The organism is Burkholderia sp. WP9, from assembly GCF_900104795.1.
In the GTDB taxonomy this organism is placed as follows: domain Bacteria; phylum Pseudomonadota; class Gammaproteobacteria; order Burkholderiales; family Burkholderiaceae; genus Paraburkholderia.
Genome location: NZ_FNTG01000002.1, coordinates 2,680,205 through 2,704,195, shown reverse-complemented (window position 1 = coordinate 2,704,195; position 23,991 = coordinate 2,680,205). Strand labels below are relative to the sequence as shown.

The following is a 23,991-nucleotide window of genomic DNA, read 5'->3' as shown; positions in this document are numbered from 1 at the left end:
GAAAAAGGCGCCGGCAGTATGCCGTCGCCGCTACCGTTAGCGTGCTTTGCCGCGAGCGCTCTTGCCGGGGTTGCCGGCGCGCGGGGCCTCTTTACCCACCGGCGCCGTGGCGCCGTTGATCTGCTCCATCCACGACAAGGCGTCGACATAGGAGAGGAACTGCTTGAGATAACCGGGCGATACCTCGCGCATGAGCGAGAGCGCACGATGAACGAGGCTGCTCGAGTTCAGCGGACCGGCGTTGCCAGGCACCTGCTCGAGCGACTGTCGCATCTGCTTCTCGGTACGGACTTTGGACCAGACTTCCCTGAAGTAATCGAGTTCCGCTAGTTCCGGATACGAGGTGAATCGCGGCCAGCCGTTCGTCGCGAGCGCATGTTGACTCGCGATGGAGTCGACGAGGCTCTTCAGCGTTGCCTGCGCGGGCTCGTCTGGCAACGACGCCGTGCGGTCCGCGCGCCTTAAGGCGTCGGCATCGTCCGTCGAACTTTCTGAACGTTCGATCTGCCCACCATACGCTTCCAGCAGACCGGCTAACCGGTCATCCAGAATCCGTCGCGCCTCGCCGCTGTGGCCGGCCGCGCGCCGGGCCAGCGCCTCGATGAAATGAAAGCGGACCGGATCCAGACGATCGGCGCCGCGCGCGCGCCACGCGTCGAGCGTCGCCCGGGCTCCGTTTGCCGGATCGCTGTCGGGCTTACTCACGAGGCTTCACCGTGGAAGACGACGGGCGCGGGACCGGCGCGATTTCCACGCGCCGGTTTTTGGCGCGTCCCTGCTCGTCGGTATTCGAACTCACGGGTTGGCCGGAGCCGAACGCGGCCGCAAAGAGCGACGAGGCAGGCACGCCGTCGTCGATCAACGCGCGCGTCACCGTCAACGCCCGTTGCGCCGACAATTCCCAGTTATCGGCGAAACGACGATTGCCTTCGCGCAAACGCTGGTCGTCGGTAAAGCCGCTCACCATCAGGATCTCGTCATTGGCGCCGAGATACGCCGAGAGCGGCCCGGCCAGACTCTTGAGCAGATCCCGCCCTTGCGGCTGCAATTGATCGGAGTTCAGCGCGAACAGCACATTGCCGCTAATGCCGATGCGGCCATTCACGAGTGTCACGCGCCCGGCCGCGAGCGGGCCCGCGAGCGCCTGCTCCAGCGTCTTGCGGCGCTGCGTTTCGAGCTGACGTTGCTTGACCTCCTGCTCCAGCTTGTTCGACAGCTCCAGTTGCACGCCAATGACGCCCACCAGGATGAGTACGAAGGCGCCGAGCAGCACCGACATCAGGTCGCCAAAAACCGGCCAGATCGGCGCGACCTGCTCCACGCCGCCGTCGATGTCCTCGCTCATGCCGCTTCAGCTCCGGCTGCCGCGCGCCGCCCGGCGAGCTGCTGCAGGTCTTCGACGATCTGCTTCTGCGACATCACGCTCAGGTCGATGACTTCCCGCGCCTGCGCCACGTAATACGCAAGCTGTTCGTCGCTGCGCGCGAGCGATTTGTCGAGTGCGGTTTCGATACGCTGCAGGTGCGCGACCAGCTTGTCGTTCGACTCGCCGAACACTTGCACGGCGGCGCAGAACGCTTCGCCGAGGCTCGCTACTTCGACAGCGCTGCCGGTGACTTGCGCGGCCACCGAGCCCAGCTTGCCGGTTTCGAGTTCGATCCTGTCGGTGAAGCGTGTCCCCACGCGCTCCAGCAAATCCGCCGAAGTGGCGACGAGCGCGTCGACGGCCGTGCGCTGCTCGGTGGATGCGTGATTGACCGCGTCGAGCAGCGTTTCCAGCGTTTCGAGCAAGCGGCTGCGCTCCTGCAGCATCGCGGTGTCGCGCACCATGCTGTCGGAGAGTTTCTGGCGCAGTTCGGCGACGACTTCGGCAGCGGCTTTGGGTGCTTCCGAAGCCGCTTGCACGAGTTGGCCGATCTCGGCGATCGTACTGCTCGCGTGTGCCTGGGTCTGGGCCGAAATATCGCGCGCGGTTTGCGCCAACGTCTCGCAGATTTCCTGCTGACGGCTCGCGGTGCGCGCGCCCGCCTGTTCCCATTCGTGGCTCAACGTCGTCGCCATCGCTCCGAGCGCCTCGGTCCAGGCGGCCAGCCTCTGCTGATCCCGCGCGGCCAACTCCGCTTGCAGATTCGCCGCGGCCTTCGGCGCTTCCGCCGCGGCCTGGACCAGCCGGTCGATTTCGGCAATCGTATTGCTCGCGTGCGCCTGCGTCTGGACCGAAATGTCGCGTGCGGTTTGCGCCAGCGTCTCGCAGATTTCCTGCTGACGGCTCGCGGTGCGCGCGCCCGACTGCTCCCACTCCTTGCTCAACGTCGCCGCCATCGCGCCAAGCGTGTCGGTCCACGCTGCCAACCGTTGCTGATCCCGCGCGGCCAACTCCGCTTGCAGGTTCGCCGCGGCCTTCGGCGCTTCCGCCGCGGCCTGGACCAGCCGGTCGATTTCGGCAATCGTGTTGCTCGCGTGAGCCTGCGTCTGGACCGATATGTCGCGCGCGGTTTGCGCCAGCGTCTCGCAGATTTCCTGCTGACGGCTCGCGGTGCGCGCGCCCGACTGCTCCCACTCCTTGCTCAGCGTCGCCGCCATCGCACCGAGCGCCTCGGTCCAGGCGGCGAGCCGCTGTTCGTCCTTCGAGCCCAACTCGGTCTGCAACTCCGCGTGCGACTGCCCCACGCCGCGCAACAGGGACGCCGCGTGCTGCTCGAACGTCGCGGCAGCCGCCGCCAGGGCTTGCTGGTTGTTCGCGGCGAGCTTCTCGCCGACGCTTTCCTGGCGCGACAGCGCCTCGTTCCAGGCCTGCGACACGCCACCCACCGCGCTTTCCAGGCGTGCGGCGACGCCGTCCAGCAAACCGGCCGAGCGCTGTTCGAACGTGCCGGTGAAGCGATCCAGCGTGTCGCGCAGGTGCTGCGCCAGTTCCTCACTCGAACGCTGATGCCCTTCAAGGGCCTTGTTCCAGATGTCCGCGACGGTCGCGGTGCTCGCCTCGAAGCCGCTCGACAGTCCGTCCAGTTGCCGCTGCACGGCGTGCGTGACGGTCTCGTGCAACGCGGCCGTTTCGCGCGCGAGACCGGCCATCGTGGCCTCCATGACCGGCTGCAGCGCCGCGCCGGCGGCACGCGTGCTGTCCGCGACGCTCGCCTTCAACGACTGCTCGACCGAACTGGCGAGGCGCGTATAAGTGGCCTCGGTCCGGCCATGGAAAGCCTCCTGGCTGGCGATCTGCCGCTCATTCAAGGCGAGGCTCTGCTGCTCGATGGCCCCCATCATCGTCTGCAAGCGGTCGACCAGCGTGGGCATCGCCTCGGCCTGACGTTGCAGGAGCCGGAAGGCTTCTTCACGCTGATGGGTCTGCGAGTAGATGCGCAAGGTCGTCGCGATCTTCACGTCGAGCATCTGCGCGGCCTGCAGGCGCTCGCGCCGGCACAGCGCGGACAGCAGCCCCAGCATGGCGGAACTCGCCACGCCCGCAATCGAGGTGCCGAACGCAAAGCCCAAACCCTTGACCGGCGCGGCCAGCGAGGCGCGGATCGCCTGCAGGTCGGTTGCGCTCTCCAGCGCCATGCCGGTGCCGCGCAAAGTGGCCACCATGCCGAGCAGCGTACCCAGCATGCCGAGCAACACTAGCAAGCCGACCAGATAAGGCGTCAGCGCCGGACCTGGCAAGGCCACGCGCTCGCCCTCGACACGCAGCCGCACCGCGTTGCGCAGGCTGGGATGCAAGGGCTCGAGCCATGCGCCGAGGCTTGGCGGCGGCGCGGACAGCCCCGCGACGGCGCGCGTCAGCGTGCCAGTGGCCTCGCGGTAGCGGTGCAATTCGAGCGCGCCCGCCACGTAGCAAGCGCCGATCAGTAGAGTGACGGCCAACGCCAACGGGTTCGAAACGGCGTAGCCGGCGGCGATCCAGCACACAGCGGCCAGACCAGCCAGAAACACAACGAGATCAATACGATATCTGGACATAGTGTCCCAGTTAGCTGGCGCGAAGGGCGGCGAGCAACCCTTCGACCGGTTGTAAACGAATATCCAGTTCGGCAAGCAACACGCTTTGCATATCCTTGCGGAACAGGTTCAGCCATGCGCCGGGCGTGACCGGCGTTGCGTCGCCTGCGGAGTCACCCGAGGCCGCAGCCTCGGCCTCGGCGGCGGTAAGCACCGCCTGCTCGGCCGCGCGCAAGCGCTCGAAGTGCCCCGCGAGCAGCCCGGGCACGGCAGCCAGCAGATTGCGCTCACGTTCGCTCAGGGCGCGCTCCATGACCGCATCCACCACCGCGAGCCGCGCCATGGCGGGCGTTCTGGCCGCCAGCATGGCTCGCAGACGGCCGCGCAGATTGCCGATGCCCGTTTCCATCGACTGCTGGAGGGCGAGATAGCGCTGACGAAAAACCGCGTAGTCGGCCGCCGGCTCCGTGGGCGCAATCCGCGACGGCGCGTGAGCAGCTCCGTGTCCCTGCCCGTGCCCGTGCGCGTGTCCGTGTCCATGGCGCCGCGCGGCAGCGAATACGCTGTCGCCCGTGATCGCCTTCGCCAGCGAACTGCGCGCGCGCACATAGTCCGCCTCTTCGGCGCTGCCGAAAACTCGACCGCCGGCCGCGACAGCCGGCGGATTGCCGTTCAGCGCCGAGGACAGCGCAATGGCGTCGGTCCAGCCGAGCCATTGGCTAAGCCGGTCCGAGAGCGATTGCCTGGATTCGGGAATGTCGGCATCCGCGAGGCGAGCCAGTAAGCGAATGAGCGCCGGGCCGCTGAGCGCGGTGCGCGGGGGGGCTTGCAACATACCACCGAAGTCAAAAAAGTCAGCAGTTTACACGCTGACGGGACCGGGGCGGCTGCCGTGCGATCCGTCGGCCGTGCGCAAGAGGCACTGGATCGTGCCGAACGCCCTGCCGACGGGCCTTCCAGCCTCCTGCTCCAGCCGCTTGCGCAGCGCGCTGAAGCGCGACTCCCCCGGTCGCCGCAAAGTTCTTGCGCATGCGCTGCGTGATGCCGGGTTCGGCCTGAGATCCGGACGACTCCATGTAAGATAAACGTTCGCTTCATTGCGCCTGCGCTCGGCGCCGCGCGACCCGAATGTCGGACGATCGGATCGCGGAAATCTTCGAACAAAGTGACTTCAGGCGAGGCACGTCAATAGAATGAAATTCGATACGGTTGTGCTCGGGGCGGGCATTGTCGGCGTGTGCATTGCCGTGCATCTGCAGAAACGCGGCCGCCAGGTCGCGCTGGTGGATCGCAAGTTGCCAGGCAATGAGACGTCGTTCGGCAATGCAGGCCTGATTCAGCGCGAAGGCGTCTATCCCTATGCGTTTCCTCGTGGGCTCGGCACGTTGCTTCGCTACGCGCGCAATCAGTCACCGGACGTTCGCTACCATGCCGACGCCATCCTCAAGACCACGCCCTTCCTGTGGCGATACTGGCGCAACTCTCATCCGTCGAGGCACGCCGCCATCGCGAAGTCGTATGCGACGCTGATCGAGCATTGCGTGAGCGAGCACCGTGCGCTAGCCGACGACGCTGGCGCAAGCGCGCTACTGCGCCCGATCGGCTGGATGAAGGTTTTTCGCACCGAAGCGGTTCTCGAGAAGGAAGCGCTTGTCGCCGAACGTTGGCACAGGGAATACGAGGTCCAGTTCGAAACGCTCGACGCCGCCCGCCTGCAGCAGATCGAGCCCGATCTCGACAAGACGCTCGTGGGTGGCGTGCGCTATCCGCAATCCGATTCCGTGAGCGACCCGAACGCACTCGTCACCGCGTACGCGAAGTATTTCGAAGCGCTGGGCGGACGGTTTTTTATCGGCGATGCGGATACGCTTCGCGAAGGCTGGCAAGTCGATACGGAGGAAGGCACGATCTCGGCAGCGTCCGCTGTCGTGGCGTTGGGGCCGTGGTCGGATCGCGCGAGCGCGCGCCTCGGTTATCGCTTGCCGCTTGCGGTCAAACGCGGATATCACATGCACTACGCGCCGCAGGGAACGGCCCGCCTGCATCAGCCGGTGCTCGACGCGGAAAACGGCTACGTGCTGGCGCCCATGGCACGCGGCATCCGCTTAACGACGGGCGCGGAAATCGCCCACCTCGACGCGCCGAAAACGCCGACGCAGCTCGCCGCCGTCGAGCCGGCCGCCCGCGCGCTTTTTCCGTTGGGCAAACGTCTGGATGCCGAACCGTGGATGGGCCGGCGCCCCTGCACGCCGGACATGATGCCGATCATCGGGCCCGCGAAAAAGCACGACGGTTTATGGTTCGCGTTCGGTCACGCACATCATGGGCTCACGCTAGGTCCGATCACAGGACGCCTCGTCGCCGAAATGATGACCGGCGAAGCCACCGTCGTGGACCCGCGGCCGTTCAGCGTGGAGCGCTTCTAACGGCAAGCCTCGCCGGCGGCAACATACCGGCAGCTCCATTGTTCGTTATCGATTACTACCGCACGGCGCACCATTTATTGCCGAGATCGGCGGCGGACAACGCGCCGCCGAATTGCGCCGCGCTTACAGGACGACTGAAGAAGTAACCCTGCAGCATGTCGCAACCCATCTCAAACAGAGCCGTCGCCTGCTCGTGTGTTTCCACGCCCTCGGCTGTTGTCGTCATGCCGCATGCGTGCGCCATCGTCACGAGCGCAAGCACGATCGCGACCGAATCGCGATCGTGCGGCAGGCCCGCGACGAACGAGCGATCGATCTTCAGATTGTGCAACGCAAAGCGCTTCAGATAGGAGAGCGACGCATAGCCCGTACCGAAGTCGTCGATGGCGAGCTTGACGCCGAGATTCGCTAGCGCCGCCGTGGCCGCCGACACCACCGGGTCATTCGGCAACAACATGCCTTCCGTTATCTCCAGTTGCAGCGCCGATGGATCGAGCCCATTGCGCTCGAGACACGCGGCAACGTGCCGCACGAAGCGTTCGTTGACCTGGAGCGGCGAAATGTTGACGGAGACAGCGAGTTGCGGCGCAAGGCTCCAGCGCCATTGCCCGGCCTGCGCGCAAGCCTGTTCCAGCACCCAGTCTCCGATGCTCTCCATCAGACCGGCTTCTTCGGCAACCGGAATGAACTCGGCGGGAGCGACCTCGCCCAACTCGCTATGGGTCCAGCGCAGCAAAGCTTCCGCGCCGACCGTCTCGCCCGAGGCACTGTCGACGATCGGTTGATAAACGAGCTTGAGTTCACCGGCCGCCCGTGCGCCGCGTAACAACGCTTCGATCCTGAAGCGGCGTTGCAGCTCGCATTGCATGTCAGCCGTGAAGTATTGCGCACGGTTCCGGCCGTGCTGCTTCGCGTGGCTCATCGCGAGACCGGCGTCGCGAATCAGTGCGGCTGCGTCGCGTGCTTCACCGCAGGAGCGGGAAATGCCGATCGACACGCCCACGTAATATTCACTGTCGCCCACCTCGATCGGTGCGGTGAACAGCTCGAAGATCCGGCGCGCGTAGGCGCAGATCGTCAGCGGGTTGCCGCGGTCGTCGACGACGATGAGAAACCCGTCGCCACCGATACGCCCCAACAGACCACGTTCACCGATCACTCCCTTGAGCCGGCCCGCGATGTCACGCAACACGTAGTCGCCGACATCGTAACCGCCATGATCGTTGATCTTGCTGAAGCCATCGAGATTGACGAACAGCACGGCAATGCGTGCCGCGCGCGGCGATTTTAGTAAATGCTGAAGGCACTCAGCAACGTAGACGCGATTGTGCAAACGGGTGAGCGAGTCCAGTACCAACGCATAGCCGGCGTGATGAACAGGCTCCGGCTGAACAGTACTCGCGCCGCAGCGCATTGGGCGTGCGGCTTCTTCTCGAGGCAAACAGGAGATTGAATCGCCTGCAAGCGCTTGCATGCGGCTGTTGGTCGCCGGGTGAGTCATCTTTGCACTCCTGCACTTTACACTTCGTCCGGGGAGAACGGCCGGAAAGGGGTGGACCAATCGCGCCAGCATCGACCCTTCGGGCCGTTGTGCACGAGTGACGCATTGCCAACGCGCATAACGAATTGACAGACAGGGCCGGAGCAGGGAGACTTGAACAAGCTGCGCGGCGTGAACACCTCGGGGTGGCATTCATAACAGTGCCGCCACGATATCCCGGCATCGCCCGCCCGAAAACGGGTCGTCCGAGTGAACGCGTAAAGCAAAGCTGAACACTTTGCTGCACGCCGCACGAACCACACAATCAAAAATGAAAATTCACCAGCTACGTGCGCTTGTCGCCATTGCGGACGCGGGCAGCGTCCGCGGGGCCGCGCGACTGCTCAATTCGTCACCCGCTGCAGTCACTCAAAGCCTTCAGTATCTGGAAGAAGCCGTACGAATGCAGCTCGTAGCCCGCACTTCGTCGGGCGTCACACTGACCGAATGCGGGCAGACGCTGCTCGCCCATGCGCGGCTTATCGTCGCGCAGATGGCGCGCGCGCATCAGGCCGTGGATTCAATGCGCGGCGATCCAAACGGGCGACTCTCGATTGCCGTAACGGCATGGGTTGCGATGACGTTTTTGCCGGAGGCGGTCGCGCGTTTTCGCGAAAGAATGCCGGACATCCAGCTGAACGTCTTCGAAGGCTTGATCGCCATCGCCAACCCGCGTTTGCGCGACGGCAGCCTCGACATCTTCGTCGGCAGGCAAACACCAGGGATGACTAACTGCGAGTTCAACTACCGGCCGCTGTTTTCTTCGAGCCTCGCCATCGTCGCGCGGCAGGATCATCCGCGCGCGAACAGCCGCTCACTGACCGATCTGCTCGATCTCGACTGGCTCGTCGCGCTCGACCCCGAAACCGAAGGGCAGGCGCCGTACCGGATGTTCCTGCAGCACGGCTTGCCCGCGCCGCGCAGTATTCACTTCCTTCACTCGTTGACCGTCGCCTTGCCGCTGATCAAGCGCATGGACATGGTCAGCATCTTTCCGTGGCCGCTCATCGAATTGTGCGCGGCCCGCGAAGGCTTATGCGCGATCCCCGTGCGGGAGCAGCTCGACGAGTCTATGGTCGGGATCATCACGCGCGCCGGTCAACCTTCGGACGCTGCGGCGATGTGTTTTATCGACTGCCTGATCGATACGATCCGCGACGAATCGTGGTCGCGAACGCCGGACACGCTGCGCGCGACGCATTCGGTGGAAATACTGGTTTAGCGGCCCACGCGCGCCCGTTCAATACGAACCGGGCGCAGCGCTGGGCCTGCTCGCGACATACCTGGTCAGCTCGCGTGTCCAGATCGAACCCGCAATAAAAAACGCCGCGAACAGTAAAGTCCGCGGCGTTCATTGACCAGACCGTGAGTCGGTCAGGCTTCGGCTGCAGCCACCGCTCTGCGCGGCGACAGAACCGATACGACAAAACTCACGACGATATTGGCCACCAGCGCGATCAGGCCGATATAGACCGGATAGACCGCGTCCCCGAGATGCAGTGCATACACCGGCTTGAGCCCTTGAATGATCGCGAGGCTCGTGCCGATCACAATGCCGACCAGCCAGCCGAGGAACAGGCCCGTCGTATTCAAACGACGCGTGTACAGCGAGAACACGATAGCCGGGAAAATCTGCAGAATCCACACGCCGCCCAGCAGTTGCAGGTCGATCGCGTACTGCGTCGGCAGGAACACGATGAACAGCAGCGCACCGAACTTCACGACGAGCGAAACGATCTTCGCCGTGGAAGCCTCGCCTTCAGGCGAGATATTCGGCGAAACCAGCGGACGCCACAAGTTGCGCGTGAACAGATTAGCCGCGCCGATCGACATGATGGCCGCGGGCACCAGCGCGCTGATTGCGATCGCCGCCGCCGCAAAGCCGACGAACCACGACGGGAACAGCGTGTTGAAGAGCGCCGGCACCATGTCCGAAGCGGACTTCACATGCACGCCGGCTGCAATCGCCATATAGCCGAGCAACGCGATCAGACCGAGCAGCAGCGTGTACGCCGGCAGGAAGATCGCATTCTTGCGCACCGTATTCGCGGACGAGGACGACAGCACCGCCGTCATGGTATGCGGATACATGAAGGCCGCCAGCGCCGAACCCAAAGCCAGCGACGCGTACGCGGTGAATTGCGTCGGCTTCAGAATGATGCCGGTCGCGCCGCCCTTTGCCTTGAAATACGTATCGGCCGCGTCGAACACATGCGCGTAGCCGCCGAGCTTGGCCGGAATCAGCCACACCGCCGCGATCACGACGATGTAGATCATGATGTCCTTCACGAACGCGATCATTGCCGGCGCCCGCAGACCGCTCGCGTAAGTGTAGAGCGCGAGAATCACGAAGGCGACGATCAGCGGCATTTCGCCGGTCACGCCGAGCCCCTTGATCACGACCTGCATGCCCACCAGTTGCAACGCGATATACGGCATGGTCGCGACAATGCCGGTCAAGGCGACCGCTGCCGGGAACCACTTGCCGCCGTATTCGCCCTGCACGTAGTCCGCTGCCGTGATGTGGTTTTTCGCATGCGCGATCTTCCACAGTTTCGGCATTACCGCGAACACGAACGGATAGACGATGATCGTGTAAGGCAGCGCAAAGAAGCCATACGCGCCCACCGAATAGACCAGCGCGGGCACGGCGATCACCGTATAAGCGGTATAGAAGTCACCACCCACGAGGAACCACGAAATGACCGTGCCGAACTGGCGGCCACCGAGGCCCCATTCGTGCAACTGGGTCAGATCGCCCCGTTTCCAGCGCGCGGCAAAGAAGCCGATCACGGTGACGAGAACAAAGAACGCGATAAAGACGGTCATCGCAACCGGATTCACAGGATTCACTTCGCTCATTTGACACCTCGGTACACGATGTAAATCAGTAGCGAGGTCAACGGCACCCACAAGAACTGATACCAGTAGAAGAACGGAAAGCCCGCGAACGACGGACGCGTGTCGTTATAGAACGGCAGCCACAACAACGCGATATACGGGATCAGCAGGATCAGCCATAGCCATGAACGGCCGGCAGGTTGGGAGGTCTCCACAAACTTCTCCTAAGTCTATTATTGAAACCGCGCGCCACGGCTCGTGGTGTGGCACGCGGAAACCGGTTACCTGACAGTAGACGGCAAAACCGGATGTGCCCTTTGCGCCGCGCCATGCGCGCGGCGGCAGGCGTGAGCGCCCGCAAGGCGCATTACGCCGCGGGGATGTAGTATTCGCCTTCGTAAGCGTCCTCACAAGCGCGCAACTACGTAAGCCGGCTACGTAATAATACGTAGCCCGTCGGCTGTGTTTTCAACGATGAAACTCAAAGCAAAGATTGTCCTGCTGGCGATCGTGCCCTTTCTGGCCGCCATCGCCAGCATCGAACTCGGTGTGCGTCAGGAAGCCACAGCGCTTGCCGAGACGCAGCACGCGACCACGCAGGCTGCGTACATGGCGAGCAAGGAAGTCGAGCTCAAGCATTACGTCGAGCTCGCCACCACCGCGATCGCGCCGCTCTACAACGCCGGCCAGGACAATGCGCGCGACGACGCGATGCTGCGCACGCGCGCGCTGGAGATCCTGGAGAAAATGGACTTCGGCAAGGACGGCTACTTCTTCGTGTACGACATGCATGGCCGCTCGCTGATGCATCCGCGCGAGCCGGACCTCGTGGGGCGTGACCTGTGGGCGCTGCGCGACCCGCAAGGTACGCTGACGATCCAGCAACTGCTCGCCGCCGCTTCGCGCGGCGGCGGCTACGTGCGCTACCTGTGGCATCGTCCGTCGACCGGCAAGGTGGCGTCGAAACTCGGCTACGTGGTGCCGCTGGAGCGCTGGGGCTGGATGATCGGCACCGGTATCTATCTCGACGACGTGGATAGCACGCTCGCGCATATCGACGAAGGCGCGGCTGCCAACATCGATCGTACGATGAAATGGATCGACGCGATCGCCGTGGCGGGGCTCGCCGTGATCGCGCTGTGCGCGCTCGTGCTCAACGTCACCGAGTATCGCAGCGCGGACGCCAAGCTGAAGCGGCTTGCGCAGCAGGTGGTGGAGTCGCAGGAAAACGAACGGGCGCGGCTCTCGCGTGAACTGCACGACGGCATCAGCCAGATGATGGTCTCCGTCAAGCTGCTGCTCGAATCCGCGCTGGCGCGCTTCGAGCGCAGCGACGTGCGCGTGCCCGCGGCCGAGGCCGCGCTCACGACCAGCCTCACGCGCCTCGGCGACACGCTGCGCGAAGTGCGGCGCATTTCTCACGCGCTGCGTCCGTCGATGCTGGACGACCTCGGCGCGGCCGCCGCGCTCGAACAACTCACGCGCGAACTCAGCGAGCAGTCCGGTATCGAGATCGGCTTCACGCAGATCGCGCATACCCATGCCGCGGTTTTGCCGGACACGGTCAACACCGTCCTGTTCCGGATCGCGCAGGAAGCGCTGACGAATATCGTGCGGCACGCGCAGGCGTCGAGCGCGGCGTTAGCTTTGGAAGTGTCGAACGACGCCGTTACGCTCACCATTGCCGACAACGGACGCGGCTTCGACGTGGCGCACGCCTTCGTCGGCCGGCGCTCGGGCGTGGGCTTGCGCAATATGCGCGAACGGCTCGAAGCACTCGGCGGCACGTTGTCGCTCAGCTCACAAGCCGGCCACACCCTCGTCACCGCGCGCGTGCCGCTGGGCTCGACCGAGCCGACATTGCCGGCCTTGCAGGAAACCTGACCATGAACGACACCTCACCCGCTATCGCCCGTCTGATTCTCGTCGACGACCATCCGCTCGTGCGCGACGGTCTGCGCGCGCGGCTCGAAGCGGTGCGCAATCTCGAAGTCGTCGGCGAAGCCGGCAATGCGCAGGAAGCGCTCGCGCTCGCCGCGAGCGCGGAGCCGCATCTCGTGCTGATGGATGTCGGCATGAACGGGATGAACGGCATCGCGCTGGCCGGCATGTTTCACGAGCGCTTCCCGGCGATTCGCGTTCTCATGCTGTCGATGCACGACAACCTCGAATACGTGACCCAGGCGGTGCGCGCGGGCGCAACTGGCTATGTACTCAAGGACTCGCCCGCCACCGAAATCATTCAGGCAATCGGCGCGGTGCTCGAAGGTAAGCAGTTCTTTAGTGCGGGACTGGGCGCGCGCCTGATTCAGGCTTCGGCAATGCAGGCGCCCGTCGAACGGCTCACGCCGCGCGAGCGCGATATTCTCGATGCGCTTGCGGAAGGTTTGTCGAGTAAGCAGATCGCTCAACGCACCGATCTCTCCGTGCGTACGGTGGAAACGCATCGGCTGAACCTGAAACGCAAACTCGATATTGAAGGCCAGGCGGAGTTGATCAAGTTCGCGGTCGAGAACCGGCGCACGAGCCGGTAAAGCCCTGACTGACGCAGGCCGGCGAAACACCGCACAATCAGCACCGCCTGCACTCGAAGCACGGCCGTCGTTCCGTCTGATCCACTCAACGCCCGACACCTGGAGCTGATGAGGATGAAACGCTCGATCCCACTGCGGCTGGCGAGCCTGCTGATCTGCTTCGCCACCAGTCATGCGTACGCCGAAGCGGCCCGCCTCAATCGCGGTCACGACCCGTTCTTTCAGATCTCCAAAGCGATCGGCGACTGTCCGGTGCCGTTGGGTCCGCTCGAAACCGCGCAGGAATGGCTCGACGACAGCCATTACCGGATCGAGCGTGGCAACAGCTGCTGGGTGGAAGGCCGCTGCCGTTTGTCGAATGCATACCTGTACGACGCGGAGATCGCCGACGCCGTGCAACGGCGCCTCGCTAACATCAATTTCGCCACGCACTGGCGCGAACGATCGACGCTGTGGCTGACGCTGCAACGCCGCTTCATCTACGTGCAAGGATGCGTCGCGCCGGGTTTCGACAAGCAGGCCTTCCTCTCCGAACTCGCGAAAACCGCGGACGTCGAGCGCGTGATCGACGACACGACGAACGATCCGCACGCTGCACAGCTCCCCTACAAAACGCTTGCAGATCCGGACCGGCCAGTGCTCGATCCCGGCAACTAACCACACACTGCGGCAACCGATAGCACCGCGCGCGTGATACCCGGTATCACGCTGCAACGCCTATATCGACAATCGAACATAGCAACGCAGAAATCCAACTTTGCCCGTTTCGACGTCATTGCTACCATCGGCGACCCGACATACCCGGTCAGCACAACAATGACAACACAACGATCGCAGCGCCCCTCTCTTCGTCTCGGCATGATCGGCGCCGCCGTGGCCAGCCTCGTCGTCCTCGCATCCTGCGGCGACGACAATCTGCCCGGCCCGACGCCCGCACCCGTTGTCGCGCAGAAACGACCGAACATTCTGTACATCATGGCCGACGACCTTGGCTATTCCGACATCCACGCGTTCGGCGGTGAAATCAACACGCCCAACCTCGACGCGTTGGTGCAATCGGGCCGCATCCTGACGAATCACCATACGGGCGCCGTCTGCGCGATCACGCGTTCCATGCTGATCTCGGGCACCGATCACCATCTGGTCGGCGAAGGCACCATGGGTGTGCCGACCGATGAGCGCAAAGGGCTGCCGGGTTACGAAGGCTATCTCAACGACCGCGCGCTCTCCGTTGCGCAATTGCTGAAGGACGGCGGTTATCACACGTACATGGCCGGCAAATGGCATATCGGTTCGGGCATTGTCGGCAGCACCACGGGCGGCGGACAGACGCCGGACCAATGGGGCTTCGAACACAGCTACGCGCTGCTCGGCGGCGCCGCGACCAACCACTTCGCGCATGAACCGGCGAACTCGCAGAACTACACCGAAGACGGCAAATACGTGCAGCCCGGCCAACCGGGACAACCGGGCGGCACGGGCGGCAGCCCCGCGGTGTTCTATTCGACCGACTTCTACACGCAGCGCCTGATCTCGTACATCGACTCGAACAAGGGCGACGGCAAACCGTTCTTCGCCTACGCGGCCTACACGTCGCCGCACTGGCCGCTGCAGGTGCCCGAACCTTATCTGCACAATTACGCCGGCAAATACGACGCCGGTTACGACGCGATCCGCAATGCACGCATTGCCCGACAAAAAGCACTCGGCATCATTCCGAACGACTTCGTGCCGTATGGCGGCGCATCGGAAACGCTCGTCGCCACCGCGGCCACCGCGAACAACGGCACGGTCAACGCGAAATACGTGAGCGCCGTGCATAGCGCCGCGCAAGGTTATACCGACTACGGCCCGGGCACGGTGAATAAGACGTGGGCAAGCCTCTCGCCCGCCGAGAAGAAGGCCCAGGCGCGTTATATGGAAATTTACGCAGGCATGGTCGAAAACCTCGACCACAACATCGGCCTGCTGATCCAGCATCTGAAGGATATCGGCGAGTACGACAACACGTTCATCATGTTCCAGTCGGATAACGGCGCGGAGGGCTGGCCGATCGACTCCGGCGCCGACCCGACCGCGACCGACACCGCCAACGCCGCCGACCCGATCTATTCGGCACTCGGCACCGACAACGGCAAGCAGAACGCGCAACGTCTGCAATACGGTTTGCGCTGGGCCGAAGTGAGCGCCACGCCGTTCCGGCTGACCAAGGGTTATTCGGGCGAAGGCGGCGTATCCACGCCGTTGATCGTGCATCTGCCGGGTCAGACCGCCCAGAAGCCGACACTGCGCGACTTCACGCACGTGACTGACAACACCGCGACCTTCCTCGCCGTAGCACAAGTGTCGCCGCCCACGCAGGCCGCGCCGCCGCTGATCAATACGCTGACCGGCGTCGACCAGAACAAGGGCAAGGTGGTCTACAACAATCGCTACGTGTATCCGGTGACCGGGCAATCGCTGCTGCCGCTGCTGAACGATCAGGCCACGAGCGCGGTGCACACCGCTTCGTTCGGCGACGAAGCGTATGGCCGCGGTTATCTGCGCAGCGCCGACGGCCGTTGGAAAGCGTTGTGGACCGAACCGCCCCTCGGCCCCGTGGACGGCCACTGGCAACTGTTCGATATGAGCGCCGACCGTGGCGAAACGCAGGACGTGTCGACGCAGAATCCTTCGGTCATCGACGGTCTCGTGCAGCAGTGGAACAACTATATGAGCAGCGTCGGCGGCGTCGAGCCCTTGCGTCCGCGCGGTTACTACTGAGCGCGCAATGACCGTTCGATTCAAGCAGAAAAGACGCGCGGCGCTTTATGGCGCCTACGCGGCGATCGCCACGGCTGCGTTCGCCGCCGCTTTCACCGCCGCGACGGCCGCTTCGGCGGTTTTTAGCGGCGGCAAACAAAGCGCGTTCGACAACCTCAACGCGGCGCGCCCGTTGGCCGCGCTCGGCTCCGAGCAGCAATGCGCACGCTACGCCGGCCTGCCGTCACGGTGGCGCGACGATCCGAAAGCCGGCATGGTGCATCTGCATGGCGGCGACTTCGTATTCGGCAGCAAGCTCGGTTACGAAGACGAGCGTCCCGCCGGCGACGGCAGGACGCGTGTCGCCGGGTTCTGGATCGACCAGACCGACGTGACGAATGCGCAGTTCGCGGCCTTCGTCAAAGCCACGGGCTATGTCAGCGACTCCGAGCGTCAAGGCGGCGCCGTGGTCTTTCACATTCCCACTCGCGACGAAATGAACGCACGCGATCTCGCCTGGTGGACGTGGGTGAAAGGCGCCGCGTGGAATCATCCGACAGGACCGGGCAGCACGCTCGCAGGCCACATGAACCAGCCGGTGACGATGGTCACGCAAGCCGACGCGCTGGCCTACGCTCGCTGGCTCGGCCGCGATCTGCCGACCGAAGCCGAGTGGGAATACGCGGGCAAAGCGGGCCGCGAAGGTGCGGACCTCGACACGGCGCCACGCGACGAACACGGCAAACCGAGCGCGAATTACTGGCAAGGCGTATTTCCCGTACTCAATACGAACGAGGACGGTCATGTCGGTCTTGCGCCTGTCGGCTGCTATGCCGCCAACGATTTCAAGCTCTACGACATGATCGGCAATGCATGGGAATGGACCAAGGACGTTTATAGCGGTCCGCACCAATCCCATACCAACGGCGATACCGCGGCGGTCGCGCCGCTCAGCCGCAAACACGATACGCCGATGGTCATCAAAGGCGGCTCGTTCCTGTGCTCGCGCGACTATTGCGTGCGCTATCGGGCGGCGTCGCGCGAACAGCAGGAGGCAGACTTGCCGGCGTCACATATCGGTTTTCGCACGGTGTTGAGGGACGCGTCATGAGGCCGCGGCTATTTGCAACGGTCATGCTGCTGTTGGCTGCTTCGTTGGTTCAGCACGTACAGGCTGCCGCGTCGCAAGTCATCAAGGTCGGTGTCAGCCGAGGTGCGCACGCTGAGATCATGGACGAAGTGCGCCGTGTCGCGGGCAGCCGCGGACTCACGCTCGACGTGGTCGTATTCGACCAGCCCGAGCGCATCGACGCCGCGCTCGCCGCGAAGCAGATCGATGTGGCGAGTTTCGAAGACGAGCCGCGCTTCGACGCAGAGCGCAAACAGCACGGCTATGCGCTGACCAGTGTCGCCACCACCGTGACGTTTCCCGTCGCCCTGTATTCGCGCAAACTGACGAACCTCGGCCAATTGCAACGAGGTGCGACGATTGCCATTCCCGACGACCGGGAAGGCACCGCGCGCGCGTTGATCCTGCTGCAGAACTTCACGCTGCTGACGTTCAGGGACAACGCCAGTCTGCACGCGACACTCGCCGACATCACGAGCAACCGGCTGAATCTGCGGATCCGCCAGGTGCCGCGCGCGCGTCTGTTCGGCACATTGAACAGCGTAGCCTTTGCCGTAATCGATAGCGATGACGCGGCTCGCGCGGGCCTTTATCCGGCGCGCGACAGCCTCGGTCTCGAAGATGCCCGTTCGCCCTACGCCAATGTGTTGACAGTACGCGAAGCCGATCGCGCGCAGCCTTGGGTCGCGCAACTGGTGGCTGTTTACCATTCGAACGACGTCGCGCATTTCATTCTGACGCGCTATCAGGATTCGGTGCGCCGGCCGTGGTGAACGCTTTCTCGTTCGCGTGCACGGCGTGTGGCAAATGTTGCAACAGTCCGCCTGCCATGTCGTTGCCCGAATTGTTCCGGCATCGCGACCGGTTCATCGGTTGCATTGCCATTGGCCGTGTGCCGCGCAGGCACATGGGCGAACGCATACGTGTCGGCCAGCACGAAGCCGTACTCGACGAGGCCGATAGCGCCGCCTTCGAGTCGATTGCGGGTACGCTGCTTCATCGCGCCGGCGACACGTTCAGCATCATGACGCAGGGCTACGATTACCCGTCTCTGGCACGTTGCCCCGCGCTCGCAGAAGATGGACGCTGCGCCATTCATCTGAACGGCAAGCCGCTCATGTGCGAAGTGGTGCCGCTCGATCCGCTCGTGCCGGACAGGCTCCAACATCTGGTGCTCGCCGGGCGCAATCAGAGCGCCTCGTATATTGGCGCCGATTGTATTCAGGAGGGTGAGCGCGCGGACGCGACATTGATGATCGCCCAAGGCGAGATAAAAGACGCAAAGGCGAGAGAAGCTCTGGCACGCCGCCGCCATGATCTCGAAAGAGAACATGAAGTATGGGGTCGTGCCGTATTCGAATCGCTGCGTAAAGACCTGTTCGAGTCGCCTGCCGCGTTGGCGCGTATTCCGCCGGGCGGCTTTCTGACGATCTCCATTGTGCCGGCGCTGTTGGCCGTGGCAGGCATTTCCGCGCGTTGCCGACAGCTATGCCTCGACTATATCGACAGCCAGCTCGCGCTGATCGACCGCAGTATTGAGCAAGCGCTCTCGCGCCGCCGCCTGGAGGATCGCCCGGTGACGCAGGAATTGCGTGGATTCGCTCAGGCCTATCAACGCGCGAAAGCGCTTCTTGCCGCACCGCTTCGCACACCGCTTCCCATACCACTTCCCGCTGTCGAGCCGGAGATCGGCACGCCCTCTTCCCTATCGAACACCGAAGCCTATCTCTCTGGCGCGGATCATTGACCAGAAGATTCGTCAGAGCTGCGTATCCAGCAACGGCACGAACTTCTCGATCAGCTTTTCAGTGAACGGGCGATGCATCCATGCTTCGAGCGTGACCTGCTGCGACTTCTTGATGTCGTCGGCGAAAACGGCTGTTTGCTGCTTCGCGAAGTCGCGGTCATAGATGTTCAGATTCGCTTCGTCGTTGAGCCTGAATGAACGGTTATCGAAATTGGTCGAACCGACCGACACCAGGAATTCGTCCACGACCAGCAATTTGCAGTGAAACATGGTCGGCTGATACTCGAACATTTCCACACCCGCTTTGAGCAGATCGCCCCAGCATGCACGCGACGCTTCACGCACCGTGTGCGTATCGATCCGGTTTCCGGGCATGATGATCTGCACTTTCACGCCGCGTTTCGCCGCCTCGACGATCGCGTTGATGGTCAGCTTGTCGGGCACGAAATAGGCGCTCGCCAGATGAATGGAGTGCGTGGCCGCCGTGATCGCCATCAGATACATCAATTGCATATCGTCGCTGCCGCCCGAGGGCGAACTGCTGAACATATGCGCGAGGCCGTCGCCCATTGGCTCGATGTCGGGAAAATATGCGGGGCCGTGGAGCACGTTGCCGGTTGCCTTGACCCAGTTGTCCATGAAAACGGCTTGCATGTGGCCGACCACCGGACCTGCTACGCGAAAATGCGTATCGCGCCAATGCTTCTCATCTTGCGCATGGCCGGTCCATTCCGACGCAATACCCACACCGCCCGTGAAACCGATACGCCCGTCAATGATCAGCAGTTTGCGGTGCGTGCGATCGTTCATGCGGCCAAGTCCGGTCCAATGGGGCTTGTGATACTGAATCACCTCCGCGCCGGCGTCGCGAAGCAGATTCAGATAGCGCTTGTCCATTTTCGATGACCCAACCCAGTCGAGCAATACATGCACCGCGACGCCGTCGCGCGCCTTATCCGCGAGCGCCTGCGCAATCTGCTCGCCGATCTCGCCGGACCAGTAAATGAAGGTTTCAAACGTGATGGTTCGACGTGCGGAACGGATGGCTTCCAGCATCGAAGGAAAGATGTGATCACCGTTGAGCAGCATCTCGAAGCGATTGCCCGAGAGCACTGGCGGCCCGAGCAATAAACCCATTGAACGCAGAAACTGTGGATCGTCGCTCGCATAGAGACGTTCGATCTTATGCTCGATCTTCTTCTCGCCACTCGATAAATTGGCAATCACCAAGATGATCAGAAGCGTGACTAACGCGGTAATGGGAATTGCCAGCATGCGTGGCCTCGATGCTAATCGGCGGGACGCGTTGCATGCGCGTCCTGCGGTTTGACGGAAACCCGGACCTCGGCCCGGCCTTTACGCCACACGCAGGACGCATTGCGCGTGCCCGTTGCAGGCCCGCGCCTTGCTACTCGACCTGACTACCTGACGAGCGAGAACGCTTCCCGGCTGGCGATTTCGCCTGCGCCATAAACACCGACCACGGTATAGTCCGACGCCACGCATTCGAACGTGGACTCATTGAAGGTGATGACGAAATGGCGCTTTGCGGCTCCCGTCGATGCAACCGCAGCAAGCTCGGCGACAAGTTCCGCGACAAGCGACGAATTGGTGACTTCGTGAACCGAGTAACCGATCAGACCTTGCGGGGCGAGCGGATGAATCTCGAGATCGACGTCGCCGGGCGGGCCGAGACGGTGAAATATCGTGTCAGGAAATAGCACCGTGCAGAAAGGATCGTCGTCGGCATCGAATGGTCCGAACCGCTCAAAGTCGGATTCCGCAATCGGATAAGAGAGAATAACCCGGCGGGCACTGGCGACAATGAACGGTTCGGCGGCATCTTCCGCCGGATGAGGAACGCCGTCCAGCAGGACGACCTGGTCTTCCTGCTGGGGTGATTCGAGCGTACTGGTCATCTACTTCACAACTCCGTTGCGCTTATGCGCTGGCTGGTGCGGGTGAGGCTTGCGGTGCCGCAGCGGCACTCGTCGCACTCGTCGCGACGGCTTTGCTTTTAGCCGCGACCTTGCGGACCGGTGCTTTCCTTGCGGCCTTGGTGGCGGCGCTCTTCTTTGCGGCCGGCTTTGCCGCGCCTTTCTTGGCCGCTACTTTCTTTGCCGCTACTTTCCCGGCTGCCGAAGTAGCTTTCTTCGCAACCGTCTTTTTGGCCGTTGCCGCTTTCTTTGCCACCACCTTTCGGGCTGCGGCTTTCTTGCTCACTACGCCGCCAGCCGCCGCCGACTTCACCTTGCCCGCTTTCTTTGCAGCCTGGTGGCCAACATCAGCCGCTGCCGCCGAGGCGCTATCGATCAGGAACTTCGTACGGTCCTTGACTGTGGCGAGCCATGCCGGAGCCGGGCCACGGCCGCTCCAGGTAGCACCCGTTTTCGGATTGATGTACTTGGGCGGCTGCGCGCCTTTCGGCTGACCTTTGCTGCCTTTCGCATGGGTGACAGCCGCCTTTGCCGCCGACTTCAGTTCGCTTGCGCCTTCGATCAGGAACTGAGTGCGGTCTTTCACGCTGGCAATCCAGCCCGGCGCGCGGCCATGGCCCGTCCACGTCGCACCGGTTTTATGATCCCGATACTTGGCGATTGCCTTACCGGCGCTGGCGCCTTTCGCTTTGCCACTACCAGCATGACCGTTCAAACCTCCGGCGGCACGTCTTGCCTTCGCACGGGCTTCGATATCCTCAGTAGTCAGGCCATGCTTGAGCATCAGGTCGCGAATCTGGTCGACCGCAACTTGCGCTTTTCTGGCAATAAGGGCGTCAGCTTGTGCCTGAAGCTTTTTAAGCTTTGCCTGGATTTGCTCTAACGTGGGCATTTGATTGCTCCTTATGTGGTAATCGATCGAACTATGCCACGAATGACGTGAGAAAGGCAGATCGGCGTGGCTATATATACACGAGCCTGAGTCGATTGGGCATGCGGTGGAGTACGAACTTTTTCGGTTCATTACGCCATTGCCACACTTTTCCTGTCTTTTCGTCTGCCACTCCCCCCTTCTCTTCTACTGCGATTGCATCTCGGCCGGGCCGGCAAAAGCGTCCTGTCTGGTTGATTTCCCGCCGTGCATCGCGCCACTGGCCGCTTCTACTATAGGCAAGCATTTGAAGATTCAAAGAGCGGCAGTACTTTTTTTGTCATTCAAGCCCGTTTGCTCACCTGCCGTCGGTAATCCCGCGTTACCAATCTCGCAGCGCTGTTTCACCTGTGTCCGGACCGCCCTTCTACACTCCAAACCGTACTCAGCAACAAAGCTCTCGGTAATTCGTAAGGGCAAGACCTGAGGCAATCGGATGCATCGCACTTCGATACGCAAGGAGAAAGCAGATGAACAAGAAGATCATGGGCGCGGTATTGGGTCTGGCAGTGCTGGCGGCATCGTCGGCGGCCTCGGCACATGTGGATGTGGCCGTCGGGGTCGGCATTCCAGTCGGCGTGGTTGCCGCGCAGCCCGTCTATGTCGCGCGAGATCCGGCTCCGGTTCCGGTTGTTTATGGCGGTTATGGCGACTGGCGCGCACGCGAGTGGCGCGAGCGTCGTGAATGGCGGGAACACGAATGGCGGCGCGAGCATTGGCGCGAACACGAGTGGCGTGAACGCCACTGGGACGGGTATTGAAATGACGCCGAAAGGCGCCAGCTTGGAACCACTCAATAGGACGGTACTTTTCAGATGAAAGCGGGTTACATCAAATTCGCCCTCGTGGCGGTGGCACTCACTTCGGCAGCGGTCGGCACGGCAAACGCGGCCGGCTGCATGAAGGGAGCACTCGTAGGCGGGGTGGCGGGACACTATGCCGGCCACCATGCGGTGGCCGGCGCGGTCGGCGGCTGCCTGGTCGGTCGGCACGTGGCCAAAAAACATGCGGAAGAACAGGCCGCGCAACGTCAGCAAGCCAGAGTGGAATAACCCAGGTCCGACGCGCGGCTCTCTTTCAGGCGATCCGCAGTCCGTGCGTCGGCAGAACTTCCTGGGTAGTCACGAAGCGGTGCTGCTTGACCGCGTCGTGAAATAACCGGTAATCACTTTTCTCGAAGGCATCCGACCATACGGGTTTGTCTCCGGTGTCGTCGTCGAACATTAGACCGGTGGCCAGGTACTTCCAGGAGCCTGGTCCTTTGGCCACATATTCCGGGATCGACTCTTTCAAACCCGGAATACCGCCGGCCTTCACGACCCGGCAAATGTGCCGCAAGCGCTCGTCGTCGTCCTCGTGGCGATTGGTATCGAGCAGATTCGTGAGCACTTCCCTGATATTGTCCGGCAACCCGGCCTCGTTCTCGAAATCTTGCCGACCCGTCAGATAGGCGCGCACCGCGCGGCACGCCATCTCGGCCGCCTGCACGAACTCCGGCAAGTTGTGCCGCTGGACAAACTCGTTTCTACCGTCGATGTAATGCCATTTCGCCCACGGCTGGTCAGGATAGTGCAACGCGGCGCCATGACCGACCGGTAGCGCGACAGTCAGAATATCCTCCTCCAGGTGCTCGAGCAGATGCTCGCTGGCGAGTCTGAGCTGGGCGAGCCAGCCTTTGCGCGTGCAGTCTTGCGCCTCCAGCAGATGAACGCGATTCCACGGACTTTCGATACCGGCGAACCCTTGATGCGCCCATGTATCGACGTAAGTGTGAAGTGTCACGCCCAGCCGATGCAATCCGGTCTCGGTGTCCCGCCGCAGAATCGCCCGCCGCACCACCTCGCGCGCCACGGGGCTATCCGGCCGGCACACGGCCTTTTCGTGGAGGGTCGAGCCTTCAGCCGCGGGCAGAAAATGAAAGGGCGTCCACACCAGGCGGTTCTTGTCGTCCTCCGTGGTCGCATAGTCGAATAACTTGTGCGCGGTGGCAAAGCGTTCAAATGTCTCGCCGCCTTTGAAACGCAGTATGCCCGCTGTGGTCGCATCGTCGACGTATTGGCAGGCATGCGCTACGGTGAGCGCGTCGCCGGGCGGCATTCCGGCCACGCGGGCGGCGATATAGACCACACCGTAGTGGAAGTCGATATTCATGGCTGGCGCTCCTGACGCGCGGCGAATGACAACGGGATCTTCCTGACTTCGCGCGAGGTGGGCATTGCGGCGGC

The 23,991-nt window shown here is 63.0% G+C and carries 22 protein-coding genes; 11 read left to right on the top strand and 11 right to left on the bottom strand.

Going from position 1 to position 23,991, the window contains the following annotated elements; all coding sequences use genetic code 11:
* Nucleotides 1-36 precede the first annotated feature (36 nt).
* From BLW71_RS33145 to BLW71_RS33130, 4 genes are read right to left on the bottom strand one after another with little or no spacing between them, the layout of a single operon-like run.
* Entirely contained in the window at nucleotides 37-705 is a 669-nt protein-coding gene (locus BLW71_RS33145) for a DUF2894 domain-containing protein (RefSeq protein ID WP_091807160.1), read from the bottom strand.
* Nucleotides 698-1,345: an OmpA family protein gene (locus tag BLW71_RS33140; RefSeq protein ID WP_091807158.1), complete on the bottom strand. Its 648-nt coding sequence runs from the start codon at nucleotides 1,343-1,345 to the stop codon at nucleotides 698-700. Before BLW71_RS33140 ends, BLW71_RS33145 begins: the two co-directional genes overlap by 8 nt.
* On the bottom strand, nucleotides 1,342-3,960 hold the full coding sequence (locus BLW71_RS33135; RefSeq protein WP_091807156.1) for a DUF802 domain-containing protein: 2,619 nt from the start codon (nucleotides 3,958-3,960) through the stop codon (nucleotides 1,342-1,344). Before BLW71_RS33135 ends, BLW71_RS33140 begins: the two co-directional genes overlap by 4 nt.
* 10 nt (nucleotides 3,961-3,970) lie before the next feature.
* A complete protein-coding gene (locus BLW71_RS33130) occupies nucleotides 3,971-4,774 on the bottom strand; it encodes a DUF3348 domain-containing protein (protein WP_091807154.1) in 804 nt (267 codons plus the stop codon).
* Nucleotides 4,775-5,132: 358 nt separating this feature from the next.
* Here BLW71_RS33130 and BLW71_RS33125 point away from each other — a divergent pair, with 358 nt between their 5' ends.
* Nucleotides 5,133-6,365 (top strand): NAD(P)/FAD-dependent oxidoreductase, encoded by a 1,233-nt coding sequence (locus tag BLW71_RS33125; RefSeq protein WP_091807151.1) that lies wholly within the window; start codon nucleotides 5,133-5,135, stop codon nucleotides 6,363-6,365.
* A 55-nt stretch (nucleotides 6,366-6,420) separates the two neighbouring features.
* On the opposite strand, the gene BLW71_RS33120 is transcribed toward BLW71_RS33125, so the two are convergent.
* Entirely contained in the window at nucleotides 6,421-7,866 is a 1,446-nt protein-coding gene (locus tag BLW71_RS33120; RefSeq protein WP_091807149.1) for a putative bifunctional diguanylate cyclase/phosphodiesterase, read from the bottom strand.
* Between the two features lie 310 nt (nucleotides 7,867-8,176).
* Between BLW71_RS33120 and BLW71_RS33115 the strand changes: the two genes are divergently transcribed.
* Nucleotides 8,177-9,127, top strand: a complete 951-nt coding sequence (locus BLW71_RS33115; RefSeq protein ID WP_091807147.1) for a LysR family transcriptional regulator — start codon at nucleotides 8,177-8,179, stop codon at nucleotides 9,125-9,127.
* Nucleotides 9,128-9,279: 152 nt separating this feature from the next.
* Here the strand turns inward: BLW71_RS33115 and mctP are convergent, their stop codons facing one another.
* Nucleotides 9,280-10,767 carry a monocarboxylate uptake permease MctP gene (mctP, locus tag BLW71_RS33110; RefSeq protein ID WP_091807145.1) on the bottom strand — a complete coding sequence of 496 codons (1,488 nt, stop codon included), beginning with the start codon at nucleotides 10,765-10,767 and terminating at the stop codon, nucleotides 9,280-9,282.
* Complete coding sequence (locus BLW71_RS33105; protein ID WP_091807142.1) at nucleotides 10,764-10,961, bottom strand: DUF3311 domain-containing protein; 198 nt, start codon at nucleotides 10,959-10,961, stop codon at nucleotides 10,764-10,766. Before BLW71_RS33105 ends, mctP begins: the two co-directional genes overlap by 4 nt.
* Nucleotides 10,962-11,220: 259 nt before the next feature.
* Here BLW71_RS33105 and BLW71_RS33100 point away from each other — a divergent pair, with 259 nt between their 5' ends.
* From BLW71_RS33100 to BLW71_RS33070, 7 genes are all read left to right on the top strand, one after another.
* Entirely contained in the window at nucleotides 11,221-12,630 is a 1,410-nt protein-coding gene (locus tag BLW71_RS33100; RefSeq protein WP_091807139.1) for a cache domain-containing protein, read from the top strand.
* A 2-nt stretch (nucleotides 12,631-12,632) separates the two neighbouring features.
* On the top strand, nucleotides 12,633-13,280 hold the full coding sequence (locus BLW71_RS33095; protein WP_091807136.1) for a response regulator: 648 nt from the start codon (nucleotides 12,633-12,635) through the stop codon (nucleotides 13,278-13,280).
* Between the two features lie 114 nt (nucleotides 13,281-13,394).
* Nucleotides 13,395-13,937 carry a hypothetical protein gene (locus tag BLW71_RS33090; RefSeq protein ID WP_091807133.1) on the top strand — a complete coding sequence of 181 codons (543 nt, stop codon included), beginning with the start codon at nucleotides 13,395-13,397 and terminating at the stop codon, nucleotides 13,935-13,937.
* Between the two features lie 159 nt (nucleotides 13,938-14,096).
* Complete coding sequence (locus BLW71_RS33085) at nucleotides 14,097-16,043, top strand: arylsulfatase (protein WP_091807130.1); 1,947 nt, start codon at nucleotides 14,097-14,099, stop codon at nucleotides 16,041-16,043.
* Nucleotides 16,044-16,050: 7 nt separating this feature from the next.
* Nucleotides 16,051-17,133, top strand: coding sequence for a formylglycine-generating enzyme family protein (locus BLW71_RS33080; protein ID WP_091807127.1), 1,083 nt, complete (start codon nucleotides 16,051-16,053; stop codon nucleotides 17,131-17,133).
* A gap of 23 nt (nucleotides 17,134-17,156) precedes the next feature.
* Entirely contained in the window at nucleotides 17,157-17,924 is a 768-nt protein-coding gene (locus BLW71_RS33075) for a MetQ/NlpA family lipoprotein (protein ID WP_286162176.1), read from the top strand.
* Nucleotides 17,925-17,980: 56 nt separating this feature from the next.
* Complete coding sequence (locus BLW71_RS33070) at nucleotides 17,981-18,898, top strand: hypothetical protein (protein ID WP_286162175.1); 918 nt, start codon at nucleotides 17,981-17,983, stop codon at nucleotides 18,896-18,898.
* A 12-nt stretch (nucleotides 18,899-18,910) separates the two neighbouring features.
* Here the strand turns inward: BLW71_RS33070 and cls are convergent, their stop codons facing one another.
* The 3 genes from cls to BLW71_RS33055 form a co-directional block, all read right to left on the bottom strand.
* Nucleotides 18,911-20,173 carry a cardiolipin synthase gene (gene cls, locus BLW71_RS33065; protein WP_091807122.1) on the bottom strand — a complete coding sequence of 421 codons (1,263 nt, stop codon included), beginning with the start codon at nucleotides 20,171-20,173 and terminating at the stop codon, nucleotides 18,911-18,913.
* Nucleotides 20,174-20,319: 146 nt separating this feature from the next.
* A complete protein-coding gene (locus BLW71_RS33060; protein WP_091807119.1) occupies nucleotides 20,320-20,817 on the bottom strand; it encodes a hypothetical protein in 498 nt (165 codons plus the stop codon).
* A gap of 22 nt (nucleotides 20,818-20,839) precedes the next feature.
* The gene (locus BLW71_RS33055; protein WP_091807117.1) at nucleotides 20,840-21,727 is read right to left on the bottom strand and encodes an H-NS family nucleoid-associated regulatory protein; all 888 of its coding nucleotides are present in this window, start codon (nucleotides 21,725-21,727) and stop codon (nucleotides 20,840-20,842) included.
* A 509-nt stretch (nucleotides 21,728-22,236) separates the two neighbouring features.
* Between BLW71_RS33055 and BLW71_RS33050 the strand changes: the two genes are divergently transcribed.
* Together BLW71_RS33050 and BLW71_RS33045 are read left to right on the top strand one after the other, a co-directional pair.
* A complete protein-coding gene (locus tag BLW71_RS33050; RefSeq protein ID WP_091807115.1) occupies nucleotides 22,237-22,527 on the top strand; it encodes a hypothetical protein in 291 nt (96 codons plus the stop codon).
* Between the two features lie 54 nt (nucleotides 22,528-22,581).
* On the top strand, nucleotides 22,582-22,818 hold the full coding sequence (locus BLW71_RS33045) for a hypothetical protein (RefSeq protein WP_091807113.1): 237 nt from the start codon (nucleotides 22,582-22,584) through the stop codon (nucleotides 22,816-22,818).
* Between the two features lie 25 nt (nucleotides 22,819-22,843).
* Here BLW71_RS33045 and BLW71_RS33040 read toward each other — a convergent pair whose 3' ends face one another.
* On the bottom strand, nucleotides 22,844-23,917 hold the full coding sequence (locus BLW71_RS33040) for a DUF6765 family protein (RefSeq protein WP_091807111.1): 1,074 nt from the start codon (nucleotides 23,915-23,917) through the stop codon (nucleotides 22,844-22,846).
* Nucleotides 23,918-23,991 lie beyond the last annotated feature (74 nt).

Coding starts and splice junctions, on each gene's coding strand:
- BLW71_RS33140 (WP_091807158.1), bottom strand. CDS start 1,345: ATGAGCGAGGACATCGACGGCGGCGTGGAGCAGGTCGCGCCGATCTGG.
- BLW71_RS33135 (WP_091807156.1), bottom strand. CDS start 3,960: ATGTCCAGATATCGTATTGATCTCGTTGTGTTTCTGGCTGGTCTGGCC.
- BLW71_RS33130 (WP_091807154.1), bottom strand. CDS start 4,774: ATGTTGCAAGCCCCCCCGCGCACCGCGCTCAGCGGCCCGGCGCTCATT.
- BLW71_RS33125 (WP_091807151.1), top strand. CDS start 5,133: ATGAAATTCGATACGGTTGTGCTCGGGGCGGGCATTGTCGGCGTGTGC.
- BLW71_RS33120 (WP_091807149.1), bottom strand. CDS start 7,866: ATGACTCACCCGGCGACCAACAGCCGCATGCAAGCGCTTGCAGGCGAT.
- BLW71_RS33115 (WP_091807147.1), top strand. CDS start 8,177: ATGAAAATTCACCAGCTACGTGCGCTTGTCGCCATTGCGGACGCGGGC.
- mctP (WP_091807145.1), bottom strand. CDS start 10,767: ATGAGCGAAGTGAATCCTGTGAATCCGGTTGCGATGACCGTCTTTATC.
- BLW71_RS33100 (WP_091807139.1), top strand. CDS start 11,221: ATGAAACTCAAAGCAAAGATTGTCCTGCTGGCGATCGTGCCCTTTCTG.
- BLW71_RS33095 (WP_091807136.1), top strand. CDS start 12,633: ATGAACGACACCTCACCCGCTATCGCCCGTCTGATTCTCGTCGACGAC.
- BLW71_RS33090 (WP_091807133.1), top strand. CDS start 13,395: ATGAAACGCTCGATCCCACTGCGGCTGGCGAGCCTGCTGATCTGCTTC.
- BLW71_RS33085 (WP_091807130.1), top strand. CDS start 14,097: ATGACAACACAACGATCGCAGCGCCCCTCTCTTCGTCTCGGCATGATC.
- BLW71_RS33080 (WP_091807127.1), top strand. CDS start 16,051: ATGACCGTTCGATTCAAGCAGAAAAGACGCGCGGCGCTTTATGGCGCC.
- BLW71_RS33075 (WP_286162176.1), top strand. CDS start 17,157: ATGCTGCTGTTGGCTGCTTCGTTGGTTCAGCACGTACAGGCTGCCGCG.
- BLW71_RS33070 (WP_286162175.1), top strand. CDS start 17,981: ATGTCGTTGCCCGAATTGTTCCGGCATCGCGACCGGTTCATCGGTTGC.
- cls (WP_091807122.1), bottom strand. CDS start 20,173: ATGCTGGCAATTCCCATTACCGCGTTAGTCACGCTTCTGATCATCTTG.
- BLW71_RS33060 (WP_091807119.1), bottom strand. CDS start 20,817: ATGACCAGTACGCTCGAATCACCCCAGCAGGAAGACCAGGTCGTCCTG.
- BLW71_RS33055 (WP_091807117.1), bottom strand. CDS start 21,727: ATGCCCACGTTAGAGCAAATCCAGGCAAAGCTTAAAAAGCTTCAGGCA.
- BLW71_RS33050 (WP_091807115.1), top strand. CDS start 22,237: ATGAACAAGAAGATCATGGGCGCGGTATTGGGTCTGGCAGTGCTGGCG.
- BLW71_RS33045 (WP_091807113.1), top strand. CDS start 22,582: ATGAAAGCGGGTTACATCAAATTCGCCCTCGTGGCGGTGGCACTCACT.
- BLW71_RS33040 (WP_091807111.1), bottom strand. CDS start 23,917: ATGAATATCGACTTCCACTACGGTGTGGTCTATATCGCCGCCCGCGTG.